Annotated in this window: 29 protein-coding genes; 12 read left to right on the forward strand and 17 right to left on the reverse strand. The window is 66.4% G+C overall.

What is annotated here, in order from left to right:
* The first annotated feature begins 7 nt into the window (after positions 1–7).
* The 5 genes from lgt to AC1DVA_RS07885 all read left to right on the forward strand — a co-directional run bounded on the left by lgt (position 8) and on the right by AC1DVA_RS07885 (position 3,943).
* Entirely contained in the window at positions 8–862 is an 855-nt protein-coding gene (gene lgt / locus AC1DVA_RS07865; RefSeq protein WP_442865003.1) for a prolipoprotein diacylglyceryl transferase, read from the forward strand.
* The gene (locus AC1DVA_RS07870; protein ID WP_476805564.1) at positions 859–1,950 is read left to right on the forward strand and encodes a class I SAM-dependent methyltransferase; all 1,092 of its coding nucleotides are present in this window, start codon (positions 859–861) and stop codon (positions 1,948–1,950) included. The genes lgt and AC1DVA_RS07870 overlap by 4 nt, the downstream gene beginning before the upstream one ends.
* Before the next feature lie 44 nt (positions 1,951–1,994).
* Positions 1,995–2,759, forward strand: a complete 765-nt coding sequence (pgeF, locus tag AC1DVA_RS07875; RefSeq protein WP_265054338.1) for a peptidoglycan editing factor PgeF — start codon at positions 1,995–1,997, stop codon at positions 2,757–2,759.
* Between the two features lie 142 nt (positions 2,760–2,901).
* Positions 2,902–3,186: a hypothetical protein gene (locus AC1DVA_RS07880; RefSeq protein ID WP_265054337.1), complete on the forward strand. Its 285-nt coding sequence runs from the start codon at positions 2,902–2,904 to the stop codon at positions 3,184–3,186.
* Between the two features lie 127 nt (positions 3,187–3,313).
* On the forward strand, positions 3,314–3,943 hold the full coding sequence (locus AC1DVA_RS07885; RefSeq protein WP_265054336.1) for a 2-hydroxychromene-2-carboxylate isomerase: 630 nt from the start codon (positions 3,314–3,316) through the stop codon (positions 3,941–3,943).
* Positions 3,944–3,946: 3 nt separating this feature from the next.
* Here AC1DVA_RS07885 and AC1DVA_RS07890 read toward each other — a convergent pair whose 3' ends face one another.
* The gene (locus AC1DVA_RS07890) at positions 3,947–4,693 is read right to left on the reverse strand and encodes an SDR family oxidoreductase (RefSeq protein ID WP_265054335.1); all 747 of its coding nucleotides are present in this window, start codon (positions 4,691–4,693) and stop codon (positions 3,947–3,949) included.
* Positions 4,686–5,501, reverse strand: coding sequence for a glycosyltransferase family 2 protein (locus AC1DVA_RS07895; RefSeq protein WP_265054334.1), 816 nt, complete (start codon positions 5,499–5,501; stop codon positions 4,686–4,688). The genes AC1DVA_RS07890 and AC1DVA_RS07895 overlap by 8 nt, the downstream gene beginning before the upstream one ends.
* Positions 5,502–5,885: 384 nt before the next feature.
* Between AC1DVA_RS07895 and AC1DVA_RS07900 the strand changes: the two genes are divergently transcribed.
* Positions 5,886–6,539 (forward strand): outer membrane protein, encoded by a 654-nt coding sequence (locus tag AC1DVA_RS07900; RefSeq protein WP_265054333.1) that lies wholly within the window; start codon positions 5,886–5,888, stop codon positions 6,537–6,539.
* A gap of 175 nt (positions 6,540–6,714) precedes the next feature.
* Here the strand turns inward: AC1DVA_RS07900 and AC1DVA_RS07905 are convergent, their stop codons facing one another.
* The 4 genes from AC1DVA_RS07905 to AC1DVA_RS07920 all read right to left on the reverse strand — a co-directional run bounded on the left by AC1DVA_RS07905 (position 6,715) and on the right by AC1DVA_RS07920 (position 9,409).
* Positions 6,715–7,317 carry a glutathione S-transferase gene (locus AC1DVA_RS07905; protein ID WP_265054332.1) on the reverse strand — a complete coding sequence of 201 codons (603 nt, stop codon included), beginning with the start codon at positions 7,315–7,317 and terminating at the stop codon, positions 6,715–6,717.
* Between the two features lie 35 nt (positions 7,318–7,352).
* Complete coding sequence (locus tag AC1DVA_RS07910; protein ID WP_265054331.1) at positions 7,353–8,204, reverse strand: 23S rRNA (adenine(2030)-N(6))-methyltransferase RlmJ; 852 nt, start codon at positions 8,202–8,204, stop codon at positions 7,353–7,355.
* Positions 8,205–8,267: 63 nt separating this feature from the next.
* Positions 8,268–8,930: a ribonuclease T2 family protein gene (locus AC1DVA_RS07915; RefSeq protein WP_265054877.1), complete on the reverse strand. Its 663-nt coding sequence runs from the start codon at positions 8,928–8,930 to the stop codon at positions 8,268–8,270.
* A 20-nt stretch (positions 8,931–8,950) separates the two neighbouring features.
* Positions 8,951–9,409, reverse strand: a complete 459-nt coding sequence (locus AC1DVA_RS07920; protein WP_265054330.1) for a hypothetical protein — start codon at positions 9,407–9,409, stop codon at positions 8,951–8,953.
* Between the two features lie 221 nt (positions 9,410–9,630).
* Between AC1DVA_RS07920 and AC1DVA_RS07925 the strand changes: the two genes are divergently transcribed.
* The gene (locus tag AC1DVA_RS07925) at positions 9,631–10,266 is read left to right on the forward strand and encodes a pyridoxamine 5'-phosphate oxidase family protein (protein WP_476805565.1); all 636 of its coding nucleotides are present in this window, start codon (positions 9,631–9,633) and stop codon (positions 10,264–10,266) included.
* A 13-nt stretch (positions 10,267–10,279) separates the two neighbouring features.
* Here the strand turns inward: AC1DVA_RS07925 and AC1DVA_RS07930 are convergent, their stop codons facing one another.
* The 4 genes from AC1DVA_RS07930 to AC1DVA_RS07945 all read right to left on the reverse strand — a co-directional run bounded on the left by AC1DVA_RS07930 (position 10,280) and on the right by AC1DVA_RS07945 (position 12,999).
* Positions 10,280–11,410: an iron-containing alcohol dehydrogenase gene (locus tag AC1DVA_RS07930; RefSeq protein ID WP_476805566.1), complete on the reverse strand. Its 1,131-nt coding sequence runs from the start codon at positions 11,408–11,410 to the stop codon at positions 10,280–10,282.
* Positions 11,411–11,544: 134 nt separating this feature from the next.
* Positions 11,545–11,736, reverse strand: coding sequence for a hypothetical protein (locus AC1DVA_RS07935; protein WP_265054327.1), 192 nt, complete (start codon positions 11,734–11,736; stop codon positions 11,545–11,547).
* A complete protein-coding gene (locus AC1DVA_RS07940; RefSeq protein ID WP_265054326.1) occupies positions 11,733–12,041 on the reverse strand; it encodes a hypothetical protein in 309 nt (102 codons plus the stop codon). The genes AC1DVA_RS07935 and AC1DVA_RS07940 overlap by 4 nt, the downstream gene beginning before the upstream one ends.
* 49 nt (positions 12,042–12,090) lie before the next feature.
* Positions 12,091–12,999 carry a DMT family transporter gene (locus AC1DVA_RS07945; protein WP_476805567.1) on the reverse strand — a complete coding sequence of 303 codons (909 nt, stop codon included), beginning with the start codon at positions 12,997–12,999 and terminating at the stop codon, positions 12,091–12,093.
* Positions 13,000–13,135: 136 nt separating this feature from the next.
* Here AC1DVA_RS07945 and AC1DVA_RS07950 point away from each other — a divergent pair, with 136 nt between their 5' ends.
* Both AC1DVA_RS07950 and AC1DVA_RS07955 read left to right on the forward strand, forming a co-directional pair.
* Positions 13,136–13,459, forward strand: a complete 324-nt coding sequence (locus tag AC1DVA_RS07950) for an ArsR/SmtB family transcription factor (RefSeq protein ID WP_265054324.1) — start codon at positions 13,136–13,138, stop codon at positions 13,457–13,459.
* Entirely contained in the window at positions 13,456–14,013 is a 558-nt protein-coding gene (locus AC1DVA_RS07955; RefSeq protein WP_265054323.1) for an SRPBCC family protein, read from the forward strand. The genes AC1DVA_RS07950 and AC1DVA_RS07955 overlap by 4 nt, the downstream gene beginning before the upstream one ends.
* A 3-nt stretch (positions 14,014–14,016) precedes the next feature.
* On the opposite strand, the gene AC1DVA_RS07960 is transcribed toward AC1DVA_RS07955, so the two are convergent.
* The 4 genes from AC1DVA_RS07960 to AC1DVA_RS07975 all read right to left on the reverse strand — a co-directional run bounded on the left by AC1DVA_RS07960 (position 14,017) and on the right by AC1DVA_RS07975 (position 17,603).
* Complete coding sequence (locus tag AC1DVA_RS07960; RefSeq protein WP_265054322.1) at positions 14,017–14,541, reverse strand: winged helix DNA-binding protein; 525 nt, start codon at positions 14,539–14,541, stop codon at positions 14,017–14,019.
* A gap of 167 nt (positions 14,542–14,708) precedes the next feature.
* Complete coding sequence (locus tag AC1DVA_RS07965; protein WP_476805568.1) at positions 14,709–15,704, reverse strand: TRAP transporter substrate-binding protein; 996 nt, start codon at positions 15,702–15,704, stop codon at positions 14,709–14,711.
* Positions 15,705–15,739: 35 nt separating this feature from the next.
* Positions 15,740–17,050, reverse strand: a complete 1,311-nt coding sequence (locus AC1DVA_RS07970; protein ID WP_476805569.1) for a TRAP transporter large permease — start codon at positions 17,048–17,050, stop codon at positions 15,740–15,742.
* 4 nt (positions 17,051–17,054) lie between these two features.
* On the reverse strand, positions 17,055–17,603 hold the full coding sequence (locus AC1DVA_RS07975) for a TRAP transporter small permease (protein ID WP_265054319.1): 549 nt from the start codon (positions 17,601–17,603) through the stop codon (positions 17,055–17,057).
* 223 nt (positions 17,604–17,826) lie between these two features.
* Here AC1DVA_RS07975 and AC1DVA_RS07980 point away from each other — a divergent pair, with 223 nt between their 5' ends.
* Together AC1DVA_RS07980 and AC1DVA_RS07985 are read left to right on the forward strand one after the other, a co-directional pair.
* Entirely contained in the window at positions 17,827–21,426 is a 3,600-nt protein-coding gene (locus tag AC1DVA_RS07980; protein WP_265054318.1) for a hydantoinase B/oxoprolinase family protein, read from the forward strand.
* Between the two features lie 34 nt (positions 21,427–21,460).
* Positions 21,461–22,156, forward strand: coding sequence for an SDR family oxidoreductase (locus tag AC1DVA_RS07985; protein ID WP_476805570.1), 696 nt, complete (start codon positions 21,461–21,463; stop codon positions 22,154–22,156).
* A 13-nt stretch (positions 22,157–22,169) separates the two neighbouring features.
* Here the strand turns inward: AC1DVA_RS07985 and AC1DVA_RS07990 are convergent, their stop codons facing one another.
* Positions 22,170–22,787 (reverse strand): LysE family translocator, encoded by a 618-nt coding sequence (locus tag AC1DVA_RS07990; RefSeq protein WP_265054316.1) that lies wholly within the window; start codon positions 22,785–22,787, stop codon positions 22,170–22,172.
* Positions 22,788–22,877: 90 nt separating this feature from the next.
* Here AC1DVA_RS07990 and AC1DVA_RS07995 point away from each other — a divergent pair, with 90 nt between their 5' ends.
* On the forward strand, positions 22,878–23,462 hold the full coding sequence (locus AC1DVA_RS07995; RefSeq protein ID WP_265054315.1) for a GNAT family N-acetyltransferase: 585 nt from the start codon (positions 22,878–22,880) through the stop codon (positions 23,460–23,462).
* 17 nt (positions 23,463–23,479) lie between these two features.
* Here AC1DVA_RS07995 and AC1DVA_RS08000 read toward each other — a convergent pair whose 3' ends face one another.
* On the reverse strand, positions 23,480–24,334 hold the full coding sequence (locus tag AC1DVA_RS08000; protein WP_265054314.1) for an alpha/beta fold hydrolase: 855 nt from the start codon (positions 24,332–24,334) through the stop codon (positions 23,480–23,482).
* 19 nt (positions 24,335–24,353) lie between these two features.
* Positions 24,354–25,343, reverse strand: a complete 990-nt coding sequence (locus AC1DVA_RS08005) for an alpha/beta hydrolase (protein WP_265054313.1) — start codon at positions 25,341–25,343, stop codon at positions 24,354–24,356.
* Between the last annotated feature and the right edge of the window lie 198 nt (positions 25,344–25,541).

The following is a 25,541-nucleotide window of genomic DNA, read 5'->3' on the forward strand; positions in this document are numbered from 1 at the left end:
CCTGCCCATGCCCGTCTTCGCCATTCCCTTCCCGATGATCGATCCCGTCGCGGTCCAGCTCGGGCCGCTCGCGATCAAATGGTACGGGCTCGCCTATGTCGTCGGCCTGCTCGGCGGCTGGTGGTATGCGCGCCGGCTGGTCGCAGCCGATAGTCTCTGGGCGGGGCGGGCGCGGCCGAAGCCGGAAGAGCTCGACGACATGCTGCTGTTCGTCGCCTTCGGCGTCGTGCTGGGCGGGCGGATCGGCTTCGTGCTGTTCTACGATCTGGCGCGTTATCTCGAGCGCCCGCAGGACATCTTCGCGATCTGGCAGGGCGGCATGTCCTTCCATGGCGGGCTGCTCGGCGCGACCTTGGGCCTGTGGCTCTTCGCCAAGCGGCGCGGATACCCGGCCCTGTCGGTGTTCGATCTGGCGGCGGCGGTCGTGCCGATTGGACTCTTTCTCGGGCGCATTGCCAATTTCATCAATGGCGAGCTCTGGGGCCGGCCGGCGCCGGATTTCGCCTATGCGATGGTCTTTCCCCATGGCGGACCAGTGCCGCGCCATCCGAGCCAACTCTACGAGGCGCTCGGCGAAGGCATCCTGCTCTTCGTCCTGGTGAACCTCGTTGTCCGCTTCGGCGGCTTCAAGCGGCCGGGCCTCGTCGCCGGCGTGTTCGGCATGGGCTATGCGCTGGCCCGGATCGTCTGCGAGTTCTTCCGCGAGCCCGACCCGCAGCTCGGCTTCCTGTTCGGCGCTTCGGTCGATGCGCTTTCCGGCGGCATCACCATGGGCATGCTGCTCTCGCTGCCGGTCTTCTTCGCAGGTCTTTGGCTCGTGCTGCGGAGCCGGCGCGGGCCGCAGGGCGAGGTGCGTGCGTGAATGCCCTCAAGGCCGAGATCGTCGAGCTGATCCGGCAGGAGGGGCCGATCGGAATCGGCCGCTACATGGCGCTGGCGCTCGGGCATCCACGCCATGGCTACTACATGACGCGCGATCCCTTCGGGCAGGAAGGCGACTTCACCACGGCGCCCGAGATCAGCCAGATGTTCGGCGAGCTGATCGGGCTTTGGGCAGCCCATCTCTGGCAGGCGATGGGGACACCCTCGCGACTGCGCCTGATCGAGCTCGGGCCGGGGCGGGGCACGCTGATGGCCGACATGCTGCGGGCGACCCGCATCGTTCCGGGCTTTCGCGAGGCGGTCTCGGTGCATCTCGTTGAGACGAGCCCGGTTCTGCGCGAGCGGCAGGCGGCCGCGTTGAAAGGCATCGATCCGGTCTGGCACGACAATGTCGGCGACGCCCTGTCCGGCCCCGTGATCGTCGTCGCCAATGAATTCCTCGATGCCCTGCCGCTCGACCAGTTCGTGATGACGCCGGAAGGCTGGCGCGCGCGGCTGGTGGGGCTCGATGCGGATGGCGGCCTTGCCTTCGGTTTGGCTGCCGCGCGCGAGGAGACGTTGCATATCGCGGGGCCGGCCGGGGCCACCTTCGAGCAGCCTAGCCTGGCGCTCGACATCGTCAGGCAGATCGCGAGCCATGTCGCGGCGGAAGGCGGGGCGGCGCTGTTCATCGATTACGGCTCGGCGCGATCCGGCTTCGGCGACACGCTGCAGGCGATGAAGCGGCATGGCTTCGTCGATCCGCTGGCCGAGCCGGGGGAGGCGGATCTCACCGTGCATGTCGATTTCGAGCGTATGGGGCAGGCAGCGCTCAAGGCTGGCGCGGCGCTGCATGGCCCGGCTAGCCAGCGCGATTTCCTGCTGGCGTTGGGTCTCGCGCAGCGGGCGCAGGCGCTTTCGCTCAAGGCAGCTCCTGACCAGCAGGCTGCAATCTCTGCCGCTTTCGATCGGCTGACCGAAGAAGGGGAGACCGGGATGGGCGATTTGTTCAAGGTTTTCGCGCTATCCCACCCCGGCCTGCCGCCCTTGCCCGGATTTGACCTTCATCGGCTGCCAGAGCAGGGCTGATTTCAGCGGAACCATCTGCGGATTCGCGCCAACCGGACCACGCCATGTTCATCACCGCCCGTGAACTCGCCGGCGAAGCCGGCATCCGCCACGCCTTCTTCACGCGTGAGGGCGGCGCCTCGACCGGCATCTACACTTCGCTGAATGGCGGGCTGGGCTCGAACGACGATCCTGCGGCGATCACCGAGAACCGCGCGCGGATGGCGCGGCATCTCGAAGTCGAGCCGGCGAATCTGGTCAGCCTCTATCAGGTGCATTCCGCCGATGTGGCTGTCGTCACCGGCCCCTGGCCGGGTGAGCGCCCGAAGGCGGATGCGATGGTGACGACTGCGCCGCATGTCGCGCTCGGCGTGTCCACGGCCGATTGCGGACCGATCCTGTTCGCCGACAGCGAGGCGCGGGTCATCGGCGCGGCGCATTCCGGCTGGAAGGGCGCGTTTACCGGCATCGTCGGTGCGACGGTCACCGCGATGGAGAAGCTCGGCGCGCGGCGGGAGCGCATCGTTGCCGTGCTCGGGCCCACGATCAGCGCCAAGGCCTACGAGGTCGGGCCCGAGTTCATCGAGCGCTTCAAGGCGGAGAACCGGACCTATTCCCGCTTCTTCACGGCGTCCGAGCGGGCGGCCCATGCGATGTTCGATCTTCCGGCCTTCATCGCGCTCAAGGCGCAGGAGGCCGGGATCGGTCGATTCGTCGACATGGCGCTGTGCACCTATGGCGATGAGCAGCGATTCTTCAGCTATCGGCGCACCACGCATCGCGGCGAGCCGGATTACGGGCGGCTGATCTCGGCGATCGCCCTCGATTGACCGGAAAGCGGTTGACGGTTCGGCTGCTGCGCTTGTCGCGGCCCGACAGTGGAGTCATCGTCGCTCCCGGCTGGTCGGAATGCATCGCTTCCGCGGCTTAGAGACGTTCTTCGGGCGATGCATTCCAGATGCGGGGGCCGAGATGGAACAGATCCTGATGAACCTGATCGCCGGTGCGATCGGCGGCAATGCGGCCGGCAAGGCCAGTCCAAGCTTCGATCTCGGGACATTGGGCAATACGATTTCCGGACTCGTCGGCGGCGGCGTGCTCGGCCAGCTGATACCGCTCCTGCTGCCGGCGATCAGCGCGGCGGCGCAGGGCGGCAATCTCAGCGTCGGCAGTGTCCTGACCAACCTGATCGCCGGTGGTGCGGGCGGCGCGATCCTGACCGCGATCATCGGCGCGCTCAAGAACAAGACCGCCTGAGCAAGCAACGCGATACGGCAGCCCGGCTCTTTGCGGGGCCGGGCTGCGCGCTACGCACGGCCTGGACCTTGCGCGGCGGTTCCCGCAGCGGCGATGCTGCGTGGCCGAAGACGCTTGAGAGGCCGCCTTGTCCCGTTCGATCGCTTATTATTTCTCGCTGCATTCGCCCTGGACCTATCTCGGCAATGCTGTCTTCCACGATATCGCTCGCCGGCATGGCTGCACCATCGACTACCGGCCGATGCCGCTTCGCTCCGTTTTTGACGAGACGGGCGGGCTGCCCTTGCCGAAGCGGCATCCGGTTCGGCAACGCTACAGGCTGCTCGATCTGCAGCGCTGGCGCGAGCGACGCGGCGTGCCGCTCGTCCTGCAGCCCCGGCATTTTCCCTTCGATCCGTCCCAGGCCGACCGCATGACGATCGCGATCCTGGCTGCCGGCGGCGATCCCTTCGCGTTCATCAGCGACGTGATGGCCGGCCTCTGGGCCCGGGACGAGGATATGACGCAGCCCGAGGCGCTTCTCGCCTGCGCCGCGCGAGCCGGGCTTGACGGGCTGGCGCTACTCGCCGCGGCCGACAGCCCGCCGATCAGGCAACGCTACGAGGCGACATTGGGGCAAGCCATCGAGGCCGGCGTCTTCGGTGCGCCCAGCTATGTGCTCGATGGCGAGGTGTTCTGGGGGCAGGACCGCCTCGAATTGCTCGATTCAGCGCTGGCGAGCGGGCGCGAAGCCTATCGCCCGGACGGTGCGGTCTGAGACTCAGCCGACGATGTCAGGCGTGCGCCAGCCCAGGTGTTGGCCGGCGTCGACGGCGATCATCTGGCCGGTGACCGAGCGCGCCTGCGCCAGATAAAGCACCGCGTCGGCGATCTCGTCGGGGGAGACCCGATGGCCGAGCAGGGTGGCGGCTGCCTCCTGCTCCATCAGCGCGGGACCGTCATAGGCATTGGGAAAGGTCGGGCCGGGGCCGACCGCGTTGACGCGAATCCGTGGAGCGAGCGCCTGCGCCAGCGTCCGGGTTGCGGTGAGCAGCGCGGCCTTGGTCAAGGTGTAGGAATAATATTGCGGCGTCAGCTTCCAGACGCGCTGGTCGACGATATTGACGACCGCGCCGTTCATGCCCTCCGGCAGATGCTCGGCCAGGGCGCCGATCAGCAGCGAGGGCGCACGAAGGTTGATCGCGAACTGGCGGTCCCATGCCGCCACATCGAGCGAGCGGACGTCGTCATCGATGAAGCTGGCGGCGCTGTTGACGAGCAGCGTCACCGGCCCCAGCTCCCTCGCGGCTGCCGGAATCAGGGCTGCCGCGGCCTGCGAATCGGCGAGGTCCGCCGAAAGCGTGCAGCAGGAGGCTCCGGTGAGCCGAAGTTCTGCAGCGAGAGCTTCGGCCTCGCCGCGGCTGTCGCCGTGATGGATCGCGACGGCATAGCCGGCTTTCGCCAGTCCCGTGGCGATCGCGCGGCCGATTCGCCGGGCGCCGCCGGTGACCATAGCGACCTCAGTCATTGGAGGAGCGGGCCGGGTCGGCAGGCGTTACCGGGGCTTCAATGGCGGAGCGCCGCTGAAGCCGGCGTTCCCAGTGCTTGGCGACGCGCAGATAGCGATAGAAGGCGTAGTTCATCGCGGTCATGAAGCCGTAGACGCCGCGTAGCGCGTGGCGGCGCCCGATATAGGCTTTGAAGAAGTTCGCTGGGAATTCGGCGACCAGCCGAAATGCCGAGAGCGTCTCGCCGCGGGCATCGAGATCGTCGGCCTGCGCATCGCTATAGGCATTGAGCTTCTCCATCTGCTCGCCGAGGGAGCGGACCGAGAAGTGGTGGACCGTTCCCTTCAGGCGCCCGACCTTCGTGCCGGGCTGCAGGTCGACACGGTCATGCACCGGGGAGAGCGAGTATCGGCCCCAGCTCTTCCGATAGAGCCGCACGGGGGCGAGCGCATAGGCGAAGCGGTGTGGCGCTTTCTCGCCGGGGAATATCTCCGCGATTCTGATCTTGTAGGCATCGGCTGCTGGCCCGCGGGTGAAGAGCGCGGCGATCTCGGCGACGAGATCGGGAGGCAGCACCTCGTCGGCATCGAGGTTCAGGAGCCAATCATGGCGACATTGTTCTTCGGCGAAGCGCTTCTGCCGGCCGTAGCCCGGCCATGAATTGAAGATCACCCGGGCGCCGAGCGATTCTGCGAGGGCTTGCGTTCCATCGGTCGAACCGGAATCGACCACCACGATATCGTCGCTGAGCGCGCGGGCAGCCTCGATGGTGCGCCCGATCCGGTCCGCTTCGTTCTGCGCGATGATGAAAATCGAGAGGGGCGGCACGGTTTCGATCAATCCTTGTGATTTCAAGGCTTAAGCATGCCCAGTGCGGTGCGGCAAGGTTGGAACGGAGAGCGGGCCTGCACGCGCTAAAAATTGCCGGAACCTTGCGTGATCTCCCGCGTTTTTAGCCCCGATCAGCCGCGGTCAACGAGCCGGGTTTAGCGCTTTATTAGTATTCGATTTACCATTGATGTCGGGAGGAGCGTGGTTAACCTGGCTTTACCTATTTGCATGCAGTCATCGCATTCGTGCCGCATTTCTGCCGCGGTCTGCAATGCAGATGTGCTTCCAGTGCAACAGACAAAACCGCTGCCCCGTCTTATACAGCGTCCATCGAAATCACCTGCCGGCCCGTTCGGCGCTGCGACGACTAAGGAGTTTATCATGAAGAAGTACCTGCTTGCGAGCGTTGCAGCGCTCGGCATCCTCGCCGCTGGCGCCGCCTCTGCCGCTGACCTGCCGTCGCGCAAGGGCCCGATCGCTGCCCCGATCTACGTCCCCGTCTTCACCTGGACCGGCTTCTACGTCGGTGCCAACGCCGGCTACGGCTGGGGCAACACGAGCACTAACAACCTCGGTCAGGTCGGCGATCTCGACGGCTTCATCGGTGGCGGCCAGGTCGGCTACAACTACCAGATCGGCCAGTTCGTGCTCGGCGCCGAAGCCGACTTCCAGGGCGCTGACCTGAGCTCCGGCGGCAACATTTTCGGCACGAGCGTCAAGACCGAGTACTTCGGTACCGTCCGCGCCCGTCTCGGCTGGGCCATCGATCGTTGGATGCCCTACGTCACCGGTGGTTGGGCCTACGGCAACGTGAAGACCTCGATCCCGAGCATCGGCTTCTCGTCCGACCGCACCCACACCGGCGGCTATGCCATCGGCGCGGGCCTCGAGTACGCCTTCACCAACAACCTGGTTGCCGGCGTCGAGTACCTCTACGTCGACCTCGGCGAGAAGAACATCATCAACAACATTGGCACCAGCAAGGTCGGCGCCGACTTCTCGGTCGTCCGCGCTCGCCTCAGCTACAAGTTCTGATCTCTCCTCCCGGAGACGGAACGAACCCGGTGGCCTCGGCCACCGGGTTTTTTGTTGTCTTGATGACGGGGGCCGCTGAGCCTCGGCGATAGAAAAAGCCGGCAGCTTTTGACTGCCGGCGGACCAGATTCGTGACGACGTCGGTATGCCCGACGCCGTGCTGCGCTCGCGCTGTTCAGCCTTTGAAGCGCGTCGTCTCGAAGGCGGGGACGCGGGCGGCGAAATCATCGAGCCAGGCGACCAGCTTCGGATGAGCAGCGCGCCATTTCCCCTCGAATCGCAGATCGAGATAGCCGAGCGCGCAGGCCAGCGCGATTTCGCCGATTCGAGGGCGATTCGGGAAAGCAGGCGGCGCGGCTTCCAGTGCGGCGAGTCCGCGGCCAACCTTGCCGTCCTGATGCGCCAGCCAGTTGGCATTGCGGCCTTCCTCTGCGCGGTAGCGCCCTTCGTAGACCTGAAGCAGGGCGGCATCGCAGATGCCGTCGGCCAAGGCCTGCAGGCGTAGCTGCTCAAAGCGCGCGTCGCCGGCCGGGATGATCTTTCCGCCGGCGATATGGTCGAGATAGTCGACGATGACGCGGGAATCGAACAGCGTCGTGCCGTCTTCCAGGATCAGCGTCGGGATCTTGCCGAGCGGATTCTGCTGGCGCAGCGGCTCGGAAGGATCGTTCGTATCGGCCGCGACGATCTCGATGCGGTCCGTGAGCTCGAGTTCGATAGCCGCCATCTTGACCTTGCGGCCGAAGGGCGAAGCGGGGGAGGAGCGCAGGACGAGCATCGACAAAACCCTTGCTGGGACGAGACGGAAGACGATCAGCCGTCGGAGCGGATCGGTTCGCAGAGATAGCGCGGCCGCGGCCCTTGCGCGAGACGTTCGGTCAGGGCCGGGAGAAGGATCTTCGCCTCTTCGGCAAGCCGCCATGGCGGATTGGCGATCAGCAGACCGGTTGCGCCGAGACCGCCGGCCGCCTCCGGGCGATCGACCTCGATCTCCAGCCGCAGCAACCGGGCGATGCCGGCATCGCGGACATCGTTCATGAGGGTTTCGACGCCCCCGCGGTCCTTGATCGGATACCAGAGCGCATAGATGCCGGTCGGCCATTTGCGATGGGCGGCGATGAATTGGGCGGCGAGCGTCGCGAACTCGTCCTTCTGCTCGAAGGGCGGGTCGATCAGGACGAGGCCGCGGCGTTCCTTCGGCGGGACATTGGCCCTGAGCGCCGTCCAGCCGTCGATGGCCAGGGCCTTGCAGCGCTTGTCCATTCCGACCGCCTCGACGAGCTTCTGATAGGTCGGCGGGTGGAGCTCGGCCGCGATCAGCCGGTCGTCGGGCCGCATGACGTGGCGACAGAACCAGGGCGAGCCGGGATAGGCGCCGGGGCCGTGGAGCGCGCGAATGCCGGCCAGCGCGGCACGGTAGGGGGCGAGCAATTCCTCTGCAGCGGGCGCGAGCGGCGATTGCTCGATTCGCGCCACTCCATCCTTCCATTCATGCGTCCTAAGCGCCTCCTCGGAACTCAGATCATAGCGCCCACTGCCGGCATGGGTGTCGATGATGCGATAAGGCGTCGGTTTGGCGGCAAGATGCAGCAGGATGCGGGTCAGCACGACATGCTTCAGCACATCGGCGAAGTTTCCGGCATGGAAGCCGTGGCGGTAATTCATGGAGCGTTCGTAGAGCAAGGCGCTCGCGCCCGAAAGCGGYAAAGCCCCTGAAGGCCGCAGCTTTCAGCGCGGCGCGACGACGGTGAACTCGCGGGCGCGGCAGCCGGAGCGATCGACCTCCTGGCAGCTGCGGAAATCGCGCAGGTCCTTGCTGAAGCAGATCCGGACCTCCTGCAGGACGCCGCGCTTGCAGGCGACGGACATCATGTCGGTGCGCAGGCCGGGATTGGCCGCGACGAAGGCCCGCTCGAGATCGATCGCGGTCCAGCTCTGATCGCGTTCGGCCCTGGCGAGCACCGGGGGGATCGTCACCTTGTCGCGGGCGCGTCGGACATCGCGAAAGTAATCGCTCGGGCTGGAGCCGCTGCAGGTGCCGTGCTTGCGCCACTCGTAGCGGGCAAGGCTTTCCGTAGGGAACAGGCCCTCCGCCTGTTCCAGCGCGATTCGCGAGGGCGAGCGGCCGGCGGGCCCGCATTCACTGGGATAGCCGCGCTCGTTCTGCGGCCAGAGCCCATGCACGACGAAGCGCAGATTGCTGCCTTCGCCGCATTGCTCGCGGTTGCGCGAGCGGTCGCCGTCGAGTTCGCAGAACCCGGGCGACCAGGACAGCGCCAGAACATAGAAGTCGAAATCGCCCGGCGTGCCGCCGCGCTGGCCGAAGCCTTGCGCGCAAGCCGCTCCGCCGAGGCAGAACAGCGACAGAGCTGCAAGCGCAAGGCGCTTCATCATCGCGCGATGGGCAGATCTTACGGCCGCGCCATCTTGCAGTCGGGCGCATAGGCCCGGTTGCGGTCCAGGCCGCTGACGCACCAGTTGACGTTCCAGGTCAGCCCGAAGAGGCCGAGATTCTCGCGCACGGAATAATCGACGCGATGGAAGGTGCCATCATTGAGCAGGATGCGGCCGCTGCAGAAGCGCCGCGGGATGAAGTCGTCGCCCCAGGAGCGGAAGCCGATTTCCCCGATGCGATCATAGGAGACGGCCTGGAGCGGTCCCCAGAACTTGGCTTCGCGGGAATTGAACCAGCTCGTCAGCTCGCCGAGGACGGCCGGGTCCTCGCAGGCCGGCAGGTTGCCGTACATCGGGATGATGCGCGCTTCGGCCCGGTCGGCGGGATGGACGTAGCGGCGGCTGCTCGCGCCGGCCGCGAAGGCGGTCAGGCAAGCGAGGGAGACAAGGGCGGTTCGCAGCAGAGCGCGGCGCATGGAATCAGGCCTCGTACAGGAGGGCGAATATAGATGGCACGATGGCGATGCCGCGGTCAGGGGTCAAGAAAAGATGCTTCTCGTCGCTGTTGCGGAGCACTCGGCGGGCTTTGCGGCCACAGTCGCGTTGTCATGCGAGCCGGTCAGAGCATCTCGTCGGAAGCCATGCTGGCGCGTTCATCCGGCTTCCGACAGATTGTCTGCAGATATGGGGAGACGCCATGACGAACTGCTTCGACGATCCGGCGGCGCGCATCGATGATGCAGGCTTGCTGCGCGGCCATATCGGCCCGGTCCATCCGCTGGCGACCGGCAAGGTCCTGAAAAAGCTCGATCAGTTCTGCCGAGACTTCATCGCGCTTTCGCCGTTCCTCGTGCTGGCGAGCTGCGATGCGGATGGGAATGCGGATGCGAGCCCGCGTGGCGACGGCCCCGGCTTCGTGCGCGTGCTCGACGAGTGGACCCTGCTGATTCCGGACCGGCGCGGCAACAACCGCGTCGACTCGCTCGGCAACATCGTGTCGGCGCCGGGCGTCGGGCTGGTGTTCATGGTGCCGGGCATTCCCGAGACTCTGCGCGTCAACGGCAAGGGCCGGGCGACGCGCGATTCCGATTTGCTGGCGCCGTCCGCGATGCTGGAACGCCCGCCCGTCACCGGGCTCATCGTCGAGGTCGAGGAAACCTTCTTCCATTGCGGCAAGGCGTTGATCCGCTCGAAGCTGTGGGATCAGGCCTCGCAGGTGCCTCGCAACAGCTTCCCGACGCTCGGCCGGATCATCGCCGACCAGACCAAGGCGGTCGATGGCGACGAGGCCGATCGCAATCTCGAGGAAGGTTATCGCACGCGCCTCTACTGAGAGGCGCGTGCCGTCAGAACGACGCTTCGAGCATGGCGGCATAATCGGCCGCCGTGGCCGCGCGCGGGTTGGTCGCGCTCGAATGGTCGAGCGTCGCCGCCTCGGCGATGGCCGGCACGACACGGCGTGGCAAACCCATGGCCGAGAGGCTGCCGGGCATGCCGAGCCGGGCGACCAGACTGGCAATCCATTCTGCGAGGTCGGCATCGGGGGCAAGGCCGAGGACGCGCCGGATTTCGGCATATTTCGCCTCGGCCGCCGGCGCGTTGAAGCGCAGCACGGCGGGCAGCAGCACGGCGTTCAGCGTGCCGTGATGCAGCGAGACCTCCTTCAGCCCGCCGAGCGGATGGGAGAGGGCATGGACAGCGCCGAGCCCTTTCTGGAAGGTCATGCCGCCCTGTAGAGCGGCCATCATCATCTCCTTGCGGGCCTCGCGGTCCGAGCCGTCCTTAACGGCGCGCTCGATATGGTCGACGGCGCGCTTCAGCCCGTCGAGGGCGATGGCTTCGGCCGGCGGGTTCTCGCGCGGGCTGAGATAGGTCTCGATGCAATGGGTGACGGCGTCCATGCCGGTGGCCGCGGTGAGCCAAGCGGGCAGCCCCATCGTCAGCTCGGGGTCGCAGATGGCCAGGCGCGGGATCAGGTACGGTGCGATGAAGCCGAGCTTGCGCCCGTCCTTCAGGGTGATCAGCGCGGCGCGGCCGACCTCGCTGCCGGTGCCTGAGGTCGTCGGGATCGCGATGACGGGGGCGACCTTGGCGGTGACCCTCGGGATGCCGCCGAGGATCGCGGCGTAGGTTTCGAGCGGGCCGTCATGGGTGGCGAGCAGCGCCACGCCCTTGGCGAGATCGATCGGAGAGCCGCCGCCGATCGCGACGACACCATCGCAGCCATGCTGGCGGTAGAGCACGAGCGCCGCCTCGACAGCCTCCTCGGTGGGATTCGTGGGCGTATCGACGAAGACCGGGGCGGATCGCAAGGCGGTGGCATGTCTCTGCACGGCCTCGACAAGCCCGGCCGCAAGGATACCCTTGTCCGCAACAATCATCGGCCTGGCGATGCCGAGCCCGGAGAGATCGGCCTCGATGCCAGCGACCTCGCCGAAGCCGAACTTGATCGTCGTGAGATAGGTGATCAGCGCCATGTCGTGCCTCCCGCCGGCCTTTTCCGCAGGGCAGCTTTGTCGCCCGGCCGGGCGGAGGATGCCAGCCCGCAGGCGTGAGCCCGGCGCAGATCACCCCGGCTCGAAAAGAGTGACGATCTCGAGCGCGGTATCGCTCAGCGCTCGGCTGCAGGGTTCGGCGACCGGCCGGACCTATGCCGCTGGAACACCGTCCCGAACTGCCAGATAGCAAAGGCGAACAAGGCGAGGCCGACCAGCAAGCGATTGCGGGCCGAGGCCGACAGATTGCCGACGGTGTCGTCATAGGACAGCATCGTCCTGCCTTCGGTCGTGGCCTCGTAGATCAAGCCCCTGTCGGGATCGACGAGGAAGTGCAATGGCTGGCCCCAGCGGATGCGATCGGTATTCTCGACCACAGGGTGCGCGCCGGCGAATAGGTCTTGAGCGGGTGGCCGGTGGCGACGAGCGCGATGCGCTGGGTGCGGTAGCTGCCCTGGTTGCGGCCTGTGCCTTCCTGGACGAGCGGCGTATCGATCGAGATCGGACCGACATGGCCCGCGACCGAGAGCTGCTCGCGCGGCAACGGAAACCGCGCCCAGGCCGTGGCCGCAATATAGAGGCCGACGGCAGTGGCCACCACGCCCAGCGTCATGAGCCAGAGGTCGGATGGCTTCCGTTCCGTGGCCCTGCTCCGTTTCGCGTCAACCCTGCTCGATGGTAGCAGCTTCCTGTCGGGCCTTGTAGGCGGCGCCGGACGTGCGCCTTTCCAGGACAAGCAGTGCGAGACCTGCCGCGACGATCAGGGCGGCCCCGCACAGCATCGCAGGTGTCGGCCAGTCGCCGAAGATGAACCAGCCGAAGACCAGCGCCCAGACGATCAGCGTGTATTGATAGGGCACGACGACCGAGGCTTCGGCGAGCTTGAGCGAGCGCGTGACACAGATATGCGCGGTCATCGCGATGATGCCGAGCAGGCCGAGCAGGGCGGCGTCCTTCAGGCTCGGCGTCACCCAGCCGAAGGGCAGCAGCGCCAACCCCATGAGTAGCGCGCCGAGAGTCTGCCACGCCACCAGCGTCACGTCCGGCGTGCCGCGCAGCTGTCGGCCGGCGATCATCATCGAGGCGAAGAAGAAGCTGCCGAGCACGGCGATCAACGCTGGCATCGACAGGCTCGCGCCGCTTGGGGCGAGGGCAACGGCAACACCGGTAAAGCCGAGGGCAACGGCAAGCCAGCGCCGCCCGTCGACGCGTTCGCCAAGCAGGAGCGCCGCTAGGATGACGACCCAGACCGGGGCGGCGAGCCAGATCGTCATGGCGTCGGCAAGCGGCAGGTAGGTCACGGCGAGATAGAACAGCGCGACCTCGGCCGAGCCGAAGAGAACGCGCAGCGCCTGCAATCGGGGGCGCTCCGGGCGCAGTGTCCGCTGCACACCCTGCTTGAACACGAAGGGCATGATGACGAGGAGCGCCGCAATGCTACGCAATACGAGCACCTGCCCGACCGTGTAGGTGGCGACCAGCCATTTGCCCATGACGTCGTTGAGCGAAAACAGCAGCATGCCGATGAGCATCATGGCGATGCCGGCGAGCGAGGCGTTGCGGGCGGTCATGGCGAGCTGTCGGTTTTCATGGCGCGCCACCACTGGCCAACTCATGGTTGCGAAGCAAGCCCGCCTGGCAGCATGGCAGGGCCGCGTTTTTGATTTAAGTATTTACTTAATTAAGTGAGTTTGAAAATTATAGCGCATGGATCCCTTCGCCGCCCTTGCCGACCCCACGCGCCGCAGCATCGTCGAGATGCTGGGCGAAGGCGCGCTTTCCGCCGGGGAGATCGGCGCGCGCTTCAGTGCGAGCGCGCCGGCGATCTCGCAGCATCTCAAGGTGTTGCGGGAGACGGGGCTGGTGACGGTCGAAGTCAGGGGCCAGCAGCGGATCTACCGGCTCGATCCGGCTGGGCTCGATGCCTTCGATGCCTGGCTGCGTCGGGTCCGGCGCTTCTGGGGGCATCACCTCGATCTGCTGGAACAGGAACTCGCGAAGCCCGGGACGGGCGAGGGAGAAACGCGATGAGCGAATATGGCGTTGTGCTGGAAAGCGGGGCGGTGCGTTTCGAGCGCCTGCTGCCCGGGCCGGTCGAACGTGTCTGGGCCTATATCACCGAGTCGGAGAAGCGCGGGCGCTGGCTCGCTTCCGGGCCCTTCGATCTGCGTGTCGGCGGGCGCACCCAGATGCTGTTCAAGCATTCGCAGATCACGGACGAGGCGCCGCCCGAGGCCTATCGCGAGATGCACGAGAACGGCTGGCCCTCGACCGGGACGATCACCCGCTACGAACCGCCGCGTCTCATCGCCTTCACCTGGGGCGGCGGGGACGAGCCGGAATCCGAGGTGGAATTCGCTCTCTCGCCGCAGGGCGACAAGGTCCTGCTGGTGCTGACCCATCGCAAGCTCGGCAGCAAGGCGGAGATGACCAGCGTTTCCGGCGGCTGGCACATGCATCTCGGCCTGCTGGAGGACCTGCTCACGGGCAGCCCGAGGCGCGGATTCTGGTCGCGCCACCAGAAGTTGGAGGCGGACTATGCGGCGCGCTATGCCGATCTGCCGGAACAGGGCGGTTCGGCCTGAGACCTACAGGCTCGCCGCCGCCCGTGCCGCCTGGTCGTACTGGCCGGAAAGGGAGCGCATCGCGGCGGCGATCTCCGACAGCCGCTCGGAATCTGCGCCGCTGGCCCGGACGGATTTGACCAGAAGCTGCTCGCGGATCTGGGCATAGCGCCGGCAGGCCTCCTCGCCGGCCGGAGTGACCTCCACGGTCTTCTCCTTGCCCTTGCGCCCGCCCTTGAGCAGCTTCAGCCGCTCCAGCTTCTTCAGCGAATAGTTCACCAGATGCGTGTCCTCGATGTTGAGGACAAGGCAGATATCGGCGAGCCGCTTCGGCTTGCTGCGATGATTGACGTTGTGCAGGACAAGGACGTCGAGCGGCGACAGGTCCGGCACCCCGGCGGCCGCCATGCAGCGGATCATCCAGCGCTGGAAAGCGTGCACCGTCATGCTCAGCGCGAACTCGAACTCCGACAGCGCCGGCAAGGCGCCCGCGGCAAGGTGGCCGGAGGAGACGATCGGACCGAGGTGGTCGGGGGCGGGAGAGGTCATCGCGCTCCATTATCCTGAATAAAAACGCGCGGTCATCCCGGACAAGCCGCGATAGCGGCGCCGATCCGGGACCCATGCCTGAACCGTTCCGGCATGGATCCCGGGTCTCCCTCCGGTCGCCCGTGATGACCGCTATCTCGATTTGACCTGTGGCGAGTTGGCCCGCCTCACATCTTCTTATAGGCGTCGACGATCGCCTGGCCATCGGCGCCGGCCTTCTTCAGCCAGTCGGCGGTCAGGGTGTCGCCGGCCTTCTTGAAGCCCGCGGCCAGTTCGGGCGAGGGCGCCTGCACCTTCATGCCCTTGGCCTTGAGCTGGTCGAGATACCAGCCGGCCTTCTCCTGCCACATCTTCCAGCCGCGCTCCTCGGCAGCGGCGGCAGACTTCAGGATCGCGTCCTGCGTCGCCTGGTCGAGGGCGTTGAACGCCGCCTTGTTGACGAAGGTCGCATCCTTCGGGATCCAGGCCTGCGTGTCGTAGAAATGCGTCAGCGACTCCCAGACCTTGGAATCGTAGCCGGTGCCGCCGGACGACATGAACGAGTTGACGACGCCGGTCGCCAGCGCCTGCGGCAGCTCGGCCGCCTGGATCGTCACGGACTGCATGCCGAGCAATTCGCCGAGGCGGGCGGTGCCGACATTGTAGGAGCGCCACTTCAGCCCCTTCATGTCCTCGATCGTGTTGATGTCCTTCTTGGCGTAGACGCCCTGCGGTGCCCAGGGGACCATGAAGAGCAGCTTGATACCCTGTGAATCGAGCTTCTTCTCGATCGCAGCCTTGGAGGCTGTGTAGAGCTTGCGCGAGTCGGCGAAGCTCGTGGCCAGGAAGGGCACGACGTCGATGCCGTAGACCGGATCCTCGTTCTCATGGATCGACATCAGGATCTCGCCCATCTGGGCCTGGCCGGTCTGGACGGCGCGCTTGATCTCCGGCGCCTTGAACAGCGCGGCATTGGCGTGGACCGTGATCGACAGCTTGCCGCCGGTGGCCGCCTCGACATCCTTGGCGAAGAGGACGAGGTTTTCCGTGTGCGGGTTATCCGCCGGATAGGCGTTGGGCAGGTTCCACTTGGTCTGCGCCGCCGCACCGAACGAGCCGAAGGCGAGCGCCCCGGCGGCGACGCCGGCGACGAGAAGGCCCTTGATGAAGTCCTTGCGATGCATGGTCTTGTCTCCGTTCCCTTGGTTTTGATGCGGTATCATTGAGGCGGAAAGGCCATCTGGGGCAAGACCATCACGATCTGCGGGAAGATGGTGATGATCGCGACGGCGGCGACCAGCAGGAAGAAGAACGGCAGCGCCGCCAGCGCGACCGTATTCGAATCCTTGCCGGACATGGTCTGCAGGACGAAGAGGTTGAAGCCGACCGGCGGCGAGACCTCGGCCATCTCGACGATCAGCACGAGAAAGATGCCGAACCAGACCAGATCGAAGCCGGCGGTCTTGATCATCGGGATGACGATCGCGGTGGTCAGCACGATCATCGAGATGCCGTCGAGCGCCGTGCCGAGCACGATGTACATCACCGTCAGCGCCGCGATCAGCGCGTAGGGCGACAGGTGCAGGCTGTCGACCCAGGCGGCCAGCGCCGCCGGAATGCCGGTATAGGCCATCGAGGTCGACATGAAGGAGGCGCCGGCCAGGATCAACATGATCATGCAGGTGATCCGGGTCGTGCCCATCACGCTCTGCCAGAACGCCTCCCTGGTCAGCGTGCCCGACCACCAGGCGATGCCGAAGGAGCCGAGCACGCCCCAGGCGGCGCATTCCGTCGCGGTCGCCCAGCCGAGCAGCAGCGACAGGAAGACGAGGAGGATGAGCAGCATGCAGGGGACGAGCTGCGCCGATTCCCGCAGCTTCTCGCGCAGGCTCATCTTCGGCTCTGGCGGCGGCGACTGGCTGGGGTTCAGCATGTGCCAGATGGCGATGTAGCCGGAATAGAGCACCATCACGAGCAGGCCCGGCAGGAAGCCGGCGAGGAAGATCTGGATGATCGAGACGTTGGCCGCCACCGCATAGACCACCATGGTGATCGAGGGCGGGATCAGGATGCCGAGCGTGCCGGCGCCGGCCAGCGAGCCCAGCGCGACCTTCTCGTTGTAGCCGCGCTTCTTCAGCTCCGGCAGGGCGATCTTGGCGACGGTGGCGYAGGTCGCGGCCGAGGAGCCGGAAACCGAGCCGAAGATGCCGCAGGCGAGCACGTTGACGTGCATCAGCCGGCCCGGCAGCCAGTTGAGCCAGGGCGCGAGGCCGCGAAACATCTCCTCGGAGAGCTTCGTGCGGTAGAGGATCTCGCCCATCCAGATGAAGAGCGGCAGCGCGGCCAGCGTCCAGGAGGCGCTGTTGCCCCAGATCGTCGTGGCCAGCACGGAGCCGGCCGGGATGCCGCCGCCGACGAACTGCATCGCCACCCAGCCGCAGGCCATCAGCGAGATGGCGATCCAGACGCCGCCGGCCAGGAAGACGACGAGCAGCAGGAGCAGAAGCCCGGATATCTCGATCATCGCCATGGCGTTACACTCCGCTCGCCATGGCGCGCTCGACGATTTCCTCGTCGGATTGCGCGGGCGGCTTCTCGTAGCGCGGCTCCTGGCCGCGGATCACGACATGGACGAACTCGTCCGCCATCGCGATGAAGAGGATGACGAGGCCGCCGGAATAGCCGAGCTGCGGAATCCAGAGCGGCATCGGCACGACGCCGCCGGCGATGTCGTTGAACTCCCAGGACTGCCAGGTCATCACTGCGGCATGCCAGGCGAAGAAGCCGGAGAAGCCGAGGCCGAGCACCAGCGAGAACACCTCGAAGAACCAGCGCTTGCGGCCCTTGAAATGGTCGATCAGCAATCCGACGCGGATCATGTCGCCGGATTTGAAGGTGTGCGCGAGCCCGAGAAAGGCCATCGCCGCCATACACCAAGAGGTGAAATCGTCGCCGGCGGGGATGTTGAGGCCGATCTCGCGGCCGATCGACATCAGCATCATCAGCACGAAGATCAGGATGAGGAAGACCCCGGCCGCGTAGCCGGCCCAGAGGTAGAGCGCGTCGAGCGTGCGGCGAATCATGGCGCGCGCCGCTCCCGCCGGTGAGTGGCGCATGAGCGCCCGATTGCCAGGACTGCTCGCATCGTCGCATTCTCCGCTTTCGTGCCGGCCCGGCCCCTCAGCCATGTTCCAGCCACAATCGGGATGGTAGCCGCCGAAATTGTCTTGTCAATAACTCATCGACGATTTATCGATAAAACGTCAGCGTGATCCGTCGCTGGCATGACGGTGGGGAGAACGTCTGATGTCGGCGGCGTGTTGGGACTTCTGGATCGATCGCGGCGGCACCTTCACCGACGTGATCGGACGTGATCCGGCTGGCAATCTCCATGCCAGGAAGCTGCTCTCCGAAAATCCCGGCGCTTATCGCGACGCGGCCGTTCAGGGAATCCGCGACCTGCTCGGTCTGAAGGCGGGCGAGGCGATCCCTGCCGGTGCGGTCGGCGAGGTCAGGATGGGCACGACCGTCGCCACCAATGCGCTGCTGGAGCGCAAGGGCGACCGCACGCTGCTCGTCACCACCAAGGGTTTCCGCGACGCGCTGCGCATCGGCTACCAGGCGCGGCCCGACATCTTCGCCAAGGAGATCGTCAAGCCGGAGCAGCTCTATGAAGACGTGCTGGAAGTCGAGGAGCGTGTGCTCGCCGACGGCACGATCGAGCACGCGCTTGACGAGGCGACGGTCCGCGCGGCGCTGCAGGCGCAGTACGATGCCGGTTTTCGCGCCGTCGCCATCGTCTTCATGCACGGCTATCGCTATGCGGCGCATGAGCAGGCGGCGGCGCGCATCGCCCGCGAGATCGGCTTTCCGCAGGTGTCCGTCAGCCATGAGGTCTCGCCGCTGATCAAGCTGGTCGGGCGTGGCGACACCGCCGTGGTCGATGCCTATCTCTCGCCGATCCTTGGCCGCTATGTGCAGCAGGTTTCGGAGGAACTCGATGTCGCCCGCACCGGCGCGCGACTGATGTTCATGATGTCCTCGGGCGGTCTCACCGCCGCCGAGCTGTTCCAGGGCAAGGATGCGATCCTGTCGGGCCCTGCCGGCGGCGTCGTCGGTCTTGCCGAGACCGGCCGCTCGGCCGGCTTCGCCGAGGTGATCGGCTTCGATATGGGAGGGACCTCGACCGACGTCGCGCATTTCGACGGCGAGTATGAGCGCGCCTTCGAGACCGAGGTCGCCGGCGTGCGCATGCGCGCGCCGATGATGCTGATCCATACGGTCGCGGCCGGCGGCGGCTCCATTCTCCACTATGACGGCGCGCGCTTCCGCGTCGGCCCGGATTCGGCCGGCGCCAATCCCGGTCCGGCCGCCTATCGCCGCGGCGGGCCGCTCGCGGTGACCGACGCCAACGTCATGGTCGGCAAGCTGATCCCGTCCTATTTCCCGGCGATCTTCGGGCCGAAGCAGGATGCGCCGCTCGACGTCGAGACGGTGCGGGCCAAGTTTGCGACGCTTGCGGCGGAGGTCGGTGACGGCCGCTCGGCCGAGGAGGTCGCGGACGGCTTCATCCAGATCGCGGTCGCCAACATGGCCGAGGCGATCAAGAAGATCTCGGTCCAGCGCGGCTACGACATCACCCGCTATGCGCTGAATTCCTTCGGCGGTGCCGGCGGGCAGCATGCCTGCCTCGTCGCCGATGCGCTCGGCATCAAGACGGTGCTGCTGCATCCCTTCTCCGGGCTGCTCTCGGCCTATGGCATGGGCCTCGCCGAAATCCGCTCGACGCGGACGGCGGCGCTGGATGTCCCGCTCGATGGCGAGGCGAAAGCAGCGATCGAGGCCGTGGCCGGGAAGCTCGCTGCCGAGACCCGTTCGGAGGTCGCGGGGCAGGGTGTGGCCGCGGGCGACATCGCCATCCATACCAGAGCCCATATCCGTTACGCCGGCACCGACACCGCGATCGCGGTCCCGGCTGGGACACGGGCTGCGATGCAGGAGGCCTTCCAGACTGCGCACAAGGCGCGCTTCGGCTTCATGGACGAGACCAAGGCGCTGGTCGTCGAAGCGGTCGAGGTCGAGGCGGTCGGTGGCGGCGCCAAGTTCGAGGAGGCCTCAGTCGCGGAAGAGGCTGGCGAGCCGGCGATCGCCGAGCGCACGCGGCTGTTCTCCAAGGGCGAATGGCACGATGCCGCCATCGTCCGGCGCGAAGCGATCAGGCCCGGCCAGAGCGTCGCGGGGCCGGCAATCATCATCGAACCCAACCAGACCGTCGTCGTCGAGGATGGCTGGAGCGCCAAACTCACGGCCAAGGACCATCTCGTCCTCGTGCGTAGCAAGGCGTTGGTGCAGCTGGCGGCGATCGGCACCAAGGCCGATCCGGTGATGCTCGAGATCTTCAACAACCTGTTCATGTCGATCGCCGAGCAGATGGGCGTGACGCTGCAGAACACCGCCTATTCCGTGAACATCAAGGAGCGGCTCGACTTCTCCTGCGCAGTGTTCGACCAGACCAGCGCGCTCGTCGCCAATGCGCCGCACATGCCGGTGCATCTCGGCTCGATGGATCGTTCGGTCGAGACGGTGATCGCCAACAATCCGGTCATCAAGCCGGGCGACGTCTATTGCCTCAACGCGCCCTATAATGGCGGCACGCATCTGCCGGATATCACGGTCTGCACGCCGGTCTTCGATGCCGAGGACAGGGACATCCTGTTCTGGGTGGCGAGCCGCGGCCACCATGCCGATGTCGGCGGCACGGCGCCGGGCTCGATGTCGCCGCTGGCGACGAACATCGAGGAAGAGGGCGTCTATATCGACAACTTCAAGATCGTCGATCAGGGCCGCTTCTGCGAGGAAGACCTCGTCAAGCTCCTGACCGGGGCGCGCTATCCGGTGCGCAACGTCGTGCAGAACGTCAACGACCTGAAGGCGCAGATCGCCGCCAACGAGAAGGGCGTGGCGGAGCTGAAGAAGATGATCGGCTCCTTCGGCCTCGATGTCGTGCAGGCCTATATGGGCCACGTGCAGGACAATGCGGCCGAGAGCGTGGCGCGGCTTTTGACCAAGCTGCACGATTCCGAATTCACCTACCCGATGGACCAGGGCTGCGCGATCAAGGTGAAGATCACCATCGACCGCGAGAAGCGCGAGGCAACGGTCGATTTCACCGGCACCTCCGAGCAGCGGCCGGACAATTTCAACGCGCCGGCGCCCGTCACCCGCGCCGCCGTGCTCTATGTCTTCCGCGTCATGGTCGACGATGCCATCCCTATGAACGCCGGCTGCCTCAGGCCGATCAAAATCGTCGTGCCGGAGGGCTCGATGCTGGCACCGCGCTATCCGGCGGCCGTCGTCGCGGGCAATGTCGAGGTGTCGCAGGCGGTGACGAACACGCTGTTCGGGGCGCTCCAGGCGATGTCCTGCTCGCAGGGCACGATGAACAACCTCACCTTCGGCAACGACCAGTATCAGTATTACGAGACGATCTGCTCGGGCTCGCCGGCGGGGCCGGGCTTCAACGGCACGTCGGGCGTGCATGTCCACATGACCAATTCGCGGCTCACCGATCCGGAGATACTGGAGACGCGCTTCCCCGTCGTGCTGGAGGATTTCCACATCCGCGCCGGTTCCGGCGGCAAGGGCGAATGGACGGCGGGCGACGGCACCAGCCGCACCATCCGTTTTCTCAAGACGATGGATTGCGCGATCCTCGCCTCGCACCGGAAGGTGAGGCCCTTCGGCGTGAAGGGCGGCGAGCCCGGCCAGCTCGGCAAGACGCTGGTGCGCAGGCTTTCCGGCGCGATCGAGGAGCTGAAGCCGTCCGACCAGACGCTGCTGCAGGCCGGGGAAGCGGTGACGGTGATCACGCCGACGGCCGGGGGCTATGGAAAAGCCGAGGGTTGAGGCTTAGCTCCGTCTCTCGACCATGGAGACGGACATGCCCCAGACCTGGATGATCACCGGTGCCAATCGCGGCATCGGGCTCGCGCTCACCAACGCATTGCTGCGGCGAGGCGACCATGTCGTCGCCGCGGCGCGCAACCCCCGGGGCGGGGCGCTGGGCGATCTCGCAGCCGAACATGCCGGGGCGCTGACGCCGCTCGAACTCGATGTCACCTCCGACAAGAGCGTGGCGGCCGCCAAGAACGCGCTGGCGGGGCGCCCGGTGGATGTTCTCCTCAACAATGCCGGCCTCTACGGCCCGCGCGACCGGCAGAGCGGGCTCGATGTCGATTTCGACGAATGGCGCGAGGTCTTCGAGGTCAATGTCTATGCGCCGGTGCGGGTGGCGCAGGCCTTCCTACCCAATATAGAGGCCGGGCAGGCGCGCAAGATCGCGACGATCTCCAGCCGCATGGGCTCGATCGCCGCCAATCCCGGCAATGCGCTGATCTATCGCTCGTCGAAAGCTGCGGTGAACATGGCGATGGTCGTGTTCGGCAACGCGGTGCGCGAGCGCAATGTCAGCGTGCTGCTGTTCCATCCGGGCTGGGTCCAGACCGACATGGGCGGCGGCGGGGCCGACATCACCCCTGCCGAAAGCGCAGGCGGGCTGATCCTCACCATCGACGCCTCCGGCATGGCCGAGACCAACAGCTTCCGCGACTACACGGGCGAAAAGATCGCCTGGTAAGGGCGGCGTCTGCTCAACTCGCCCGCGTCGAGGCGAGCCAGAGGCCGCCGCCGACCAACAGGCCGCCGCTGAACTTCGACAGAAGCCGGACGCGCCGCTGCGAGAGCAGATGGCCGGCGCGGCCGGACAGCACGGCATAGGCGCTGTCGCTGAGCGCGGCGAAGGCCAGCGCGGTCGCGCCCATGATCGCGATCTGGGTTACGTGGTCGCGCGCCGGGTCGAGGAACTGCGGGAAGAAGGCACCGAAGAACAGCAGCGTCTTGGGGTTGCTGAGCGCCACCAGCGCGCCCTGCAGGAAGAAGCCGCCGCGCGGCGCCTTGGTCGGGGCGCTGCCGTCGAGGTCTGCGCCGGCTGAACGGAACATCTTCCAGCCCAGCCAGATCAGGTAGGCGGCGCCCGCCAGCCGCAGCCACTCGAACCAGTGACCGAGCGCTGCGATGACGGAGCTGAGGCCGATGCCGGCGACGACGACCATGATCGCGAGGCCGGCCTGGGTTCCTGCCACGTTGAGGAGGCCAGCGCGGGTACCGTGCTTCAGGCTGTTGGCGATGATCAGCGTGACCGTCGGACCGGGAACGATGATGATGACGATGCAGGCGAGCAGATAGGCGGCATAGACTTCGAGCGACATGGCGCGGGCCTCCGGGTGTATCGCCTAGTGATCTGCCGATGCCGAACGGGTGTCCAGTCCCTTCGCAGTCGCCGAAACGAGAGGTTCGCGATGGGTGATGCCAGCTTTGCCGTGCGGCCGTTGACGCCGGAGCGCTGGGGCGATCTGGAGGACCTCTTCGGCCCGCAGGGCCCCTGCTATGGCTGCTGGTGCAACCATTTCCGCATGCCGCAGCGCCTGCGCAAGCCTCTGCTCGGCGAGGGAGCGCGCCGGCTGTTCGAGGAGCGGGTGCGGGACGGGCCGCCGCCGGGCGTGCTGGCCTATGCGGAGGACAAGGCCGTGGGCTGGCTGCAGATTGGCCCGCGGGCGCATATCCCTGAATGGAACAATCCGCGCCGCGCCTCGACGCCGCTGCCGGACGCGGCGGCCGAGGACATCAGCAATTGGGCGGCTTCCTGCTTCTTCGTGCGCAGGGGATTTCGCGGCAAGGGCGTCACCGGCGCGCTGGTTGATGGAGCCGTTGCGTTCGCGAGGGACAGCGGCGCGCGGCTGATCGAGGCGGCTGCCATGGATAACCAGGACAAGCGCAGCGCGGAGGGGCTCTATGTCGGGCCGGAAAGCGTGTTCCTGCGCGCGGGCTTCGTCGAGGTGGCCCGGCAGAAGCCGGGGCGGCCGCTACTCAGGCTGATACTGTAGGCAGAACGGGTTTCGCTCTATGCGAGGATGAAGTCGCGGATCGCCTGTAAGGCGCCATCCCGATCGTCGGCGAGAATACCGTGGCCGCAATCGGTGAAGCGCTGAAAGCGGACTTGTTCAGGTGGGAGGCTTGCCGCGATCTGCTCGCTGAAGGCGATCGGTGTGATCGGGTCCTTGTCTCCGGCCATGACGAGAACCGGGCAGGACACGCGCGCGAGCGCATCCCTGAAGTCGAAGCGGCCGTGCTCGTTGCGGGGACCGTTGAAGTGGACGCCAGTTTCGTTGCGCATGATGGCGCGGGCAACCCACAACCCGTCATGCCTCTGGTTGCGAGGCGCGTAGAGCGGGACGCAGACCTCTCGATAGGCCGCGCGGGTCGCGTCGGACGGGGCTGACCAATAGGCTCGCGCCGCAGCCGCCGCCTCCGCGCCTCCGAACCGTTCGAAGGCCGCATAGATCTGCTGAAAATCGACCTTTGCCGCCGCGCTGACGAGGATCAGTTTTGCGGCATGGCCCGGATGGCGCGTCGCATAAGCCTGGGCGACGAAACCGCCGAAGGAGGTTCCGAGCACGATCGGCTTGTTGATGCCGAGCGCGTCGCAAAGCGCCTTAACGTCGTCACCCCATTGGGCGAGCGTCCACAGGTCTCGTGGTCCGTCTTCGCTGCGTCCGCAGCCGCGATGGTCGTAGTAGACGATCTGGCAGATGTCGCGCAGAGCAGAGAAAGCGGGCTTGTAGAGGCTATGGTCAGCGCCCGGGCCGCCATGAAGCAGCACGAGTGTCGGCGTCTCGCGCATTCGAGGCCCGTCCGGGACCAGCCCAGCTCCCTCGGTATCGACGTAGAGGCGAACCCCGTTCACGGTAACGTGCATGATTGTCGTATCCGGGAGTTCAATTCCTCAGCCTGCCGAGAAAACCCGTCAGCTGCTCCAGCGCCTGCCGTCCTTCGGGCCTGTCGAGGTCGAACTGGTATTCGTGCGGCAGCTTCGGCTCGGTCTCGGGCGGAAAGAACAGCGTGTCGACCTTGACGCCGCGGTCTTGCAGAGCCTGAGCCATCACCACCGATTGCGGCGCCAGCGGGTCGCCATTGCCGACCGTGATGAAGCTCGGGGGGAAGGTTTCCGTCACATAGCGCGGAACCGCGGCTTCGGTGATGCGGTCGCTCTCCAGCGGGTTCGACACCCCGAAATAGGCGAAGAGTACGGAGCGGATGAAGCTTCCGAACGGCCCTGACAAGTCTAGCGCCGTCGGGTCGAAGGCCCCGCAGAACAGCGCGACGCCTCGCAGGGTGGCGGGCCCGACGGTGGGCTTGAGGCCGAGCAGCTCGGCATAGTCCTTTCCGGTCAGGCCGGCGGCGAGCTGGGCCGCGATATGCGCGCCGGCGGAATCGCCGGCGAGCACGATCCGCGAGGGATCGAGGCCGAGGCGCTGGCTCTCGCGCTGCAGGAAGCCGAGCGCTTCGTTCACCTGCAGCACGGGCTCGGGGTAGCGGGCGGTCGGCGCGCGGGTGTAGCCCACGGCAACGGCCGGATAGCCGCGCCCGGCCAGGATCTTCAGGTAAGGTCCGACATCCTTCCGGTCGCCACCGACGAAGCCGCCGCCATGTACCCAGACGATGGTCGGACGGCCGGGCTGGGCACCGCCCTGCGGCAGGTAGACATCCAGCCGCGCCTCCTCGGCCTTGCCGTAGGGAATATCGAGTCGCTCGCGAAGCGAGGCCGGAACGTGCTTGGCCAGGGCCGCATTGGTTCTCGAAGCACCGTAGGCGAAAGCCATTCGGGTCAGCAGGGCCGAAGGCCAGGGCGACAGGACGAAGGCTGCATAGGCCGCGAGCGCCAAGCCGAGGCAGAGCAGGAGAATCCGGGTCGCGCGTGGTCTCATCGTGCGAAGCTAGGCTGCCTCTCGTCCGTGGGCAACGCCGCTGACAAAGCAGGCGCCGCGCCAGGAGGTGCAAGTTTATGTAATCGGCTAAGTTGTTGATTTTGTTGTAATATGAAGCTGCTGTTAACCTCCCGTTCGTTCGCGTCTGCGAAACGGGCCGTGGCTACGAGACGGTGACGACCATGCGACGACTGGGTT

The sequence above is a fragment of the Allobosea sp. P4_C6 genome, from assembly GCF_056402015.1.

Coding starts and splice junctions, on each gene's coding strand:
- lgt (WP_442865003.1), top strand. CDS start 8: ATGCCCGTCTTCGCCATTCCCTTCCCGATGATCGATCCCGTCGCGGTC.
- pgeF (WP_265054338.1), top strand. CDS start 1,995: ATGTTCATCACCGCCCGTGAACTCGCCGGCGAAGCCGGCATCCGCCAC.
- AC1DVA_RS07880 (WP_265054337.1), top strand. CDS start 2,902: ATGGAACAGATCCTGATGAACCTGATCGCCGGTGCGATCGGCGGCAAT.
- AC1DVA_RS07890 (WP_265054335.1), bottom strand. CDS start 4,693: ATGACTGAGGTCGCTATGGTCACCGGCGGCGCCCGGCGAATCGGCCGC.
- AC1DVA_RS07900 (WP_265054333.1), top strand. CDS start 5,886: ATGAAGAAGTACCTGCTTGCGAGCGTTGCAGCGCTCGGCATCCTCGCC.
- AC1DVA_RS07905 (WP_265054332.1), bottom strand. CDS start 7,317: ATGCTCGTCCTGCGCTCCTCCCCCGCTTCGCCCTTCGGCCGCAAGGTC.
- AC1DVA_RS07910 (WP_265054331.1), bottom strand. CDS start 8,204: ATGAATTACCGCCACGGCTTCCATGCCGGAAACTTCGCCGATGTGCTG.
- AC1DVA_RS07915 (WP_265054877.1), bottom strand. CDS start 8,930: ATGAAGCGCCTTGCGCTTGCAGCTCTGTCGCTGTTCTGCCTCGGCGGA.
- AC1DVA_RS07920 (WP_265054330.1), bottom strand. CDS start 9,409: ATGCGCCGCGCTCTGCTGCGAACCGCCCTTGTCTCCCTCGCTTGCCTG.
- AC1DVA_RS07925 (WP_476805565.1), top strand. CDS start 9,631: ATGACGAACTGCTTCGACGATCCGGCGGCGCGCATCGATGATGCAGGC.
- AC1DVA_RS07930 (WP_476805566.1), bottom strand. CDS start 11,410: ATGGCGCTGATCACCTATCTCACGACGATCAAGTTCGGCTTCGGCGAG.
- AC1DVA_RS07940 (WP_265054326.1), bottom strand. CDS start 12,041: ATGACGCTGGGCGTGGTGGCCACTGCCGTCGGCCTCTATATTGCGGCC.
- AC1DVA_RS07945 (WP_476805567.1), bottom strand. CDS start 12,999: ATGACCGCCCGCAACGCCTCGCTCGCCGGCATCGCCATGATGCTCATC.
- AC1DVA_RS07950 (WP_265054324.1), top strand. CDS start 13,136: ATGGATCCCTTCGCCGCCCTTGCCGACCCCACGCGCCGCAGCATCGTC.
- AC1DVA_RS07955 (WP_265054323.1), top strand. CDS start 13,456: ATGAGCGAATATGGCGTTGTGCTGGAAAGCGGGGCGGTGCGTTTCGAG.
- AC1DVA_RS07960 (WP_265054322.1), bottom strand. CDS start 14,541: ATGACCTCTCCCGCCCCCGACCACCTCGGTCCGATCGTCTCCTCCGGC.
- AC1DVA_RS07965 (WP_476805568.1), bottom strand. CDS start 15,704: ATGCATCGCAAGGACTTCATCAAGGGCCTTCTCGTCGCCGGCGTCGCC.
- AC1DVA_RS07975 (WP_265054319.1), bottom strand. CDS start 17,603: ATGATTCGCCGCACGCTCGACGCGCTCTACCTCTGGGCCGGCTACGCG.
- AC1DVA_RS07980 (WP_265054318.1), top strand. CDS start 17,827: ATGTCGGCGGCGTGTTGGGACTTCTGGATCGATCGCGGCGGCACCTTC.
- AC1DVA_RS07985 (WP_476805570.1), top strand. CDS start 21,461: ATGCCCCAGACCTGGATGATCACCGGTGCCAATCGCGGCATCGGGCTC.
- AC1DVA_RS07990 (WP_265054316.1), bottom strand. CDS start 22,787: ATGTCGCTCGAAGTCTATGCCGCCTATCTGCTCGCCTGCATCGTCATC.
- AC1DVA_RS07995 (WP_265054315.1), top strand. CDS start 22,878: ATGGGTGATGCCAGCTTTGCCGTGCGGCCGTTGACGCCGGAGCGCTGG.
- AC1DVA_RS08000 (WP_265054314.1), bottom strand. CDS start 24,334: ATGCACGTTACCGTGAACGGGGTTCGCCTCTACGTCGATACCGAGGGA.
- AC1DVA_RS08005 (WP_265054313.1), bottom strand. CDS start 25,343: ATGAGACCACGCGCGACCCGGATTCTCCTGCTCTGCCTCGGCTTGGCG.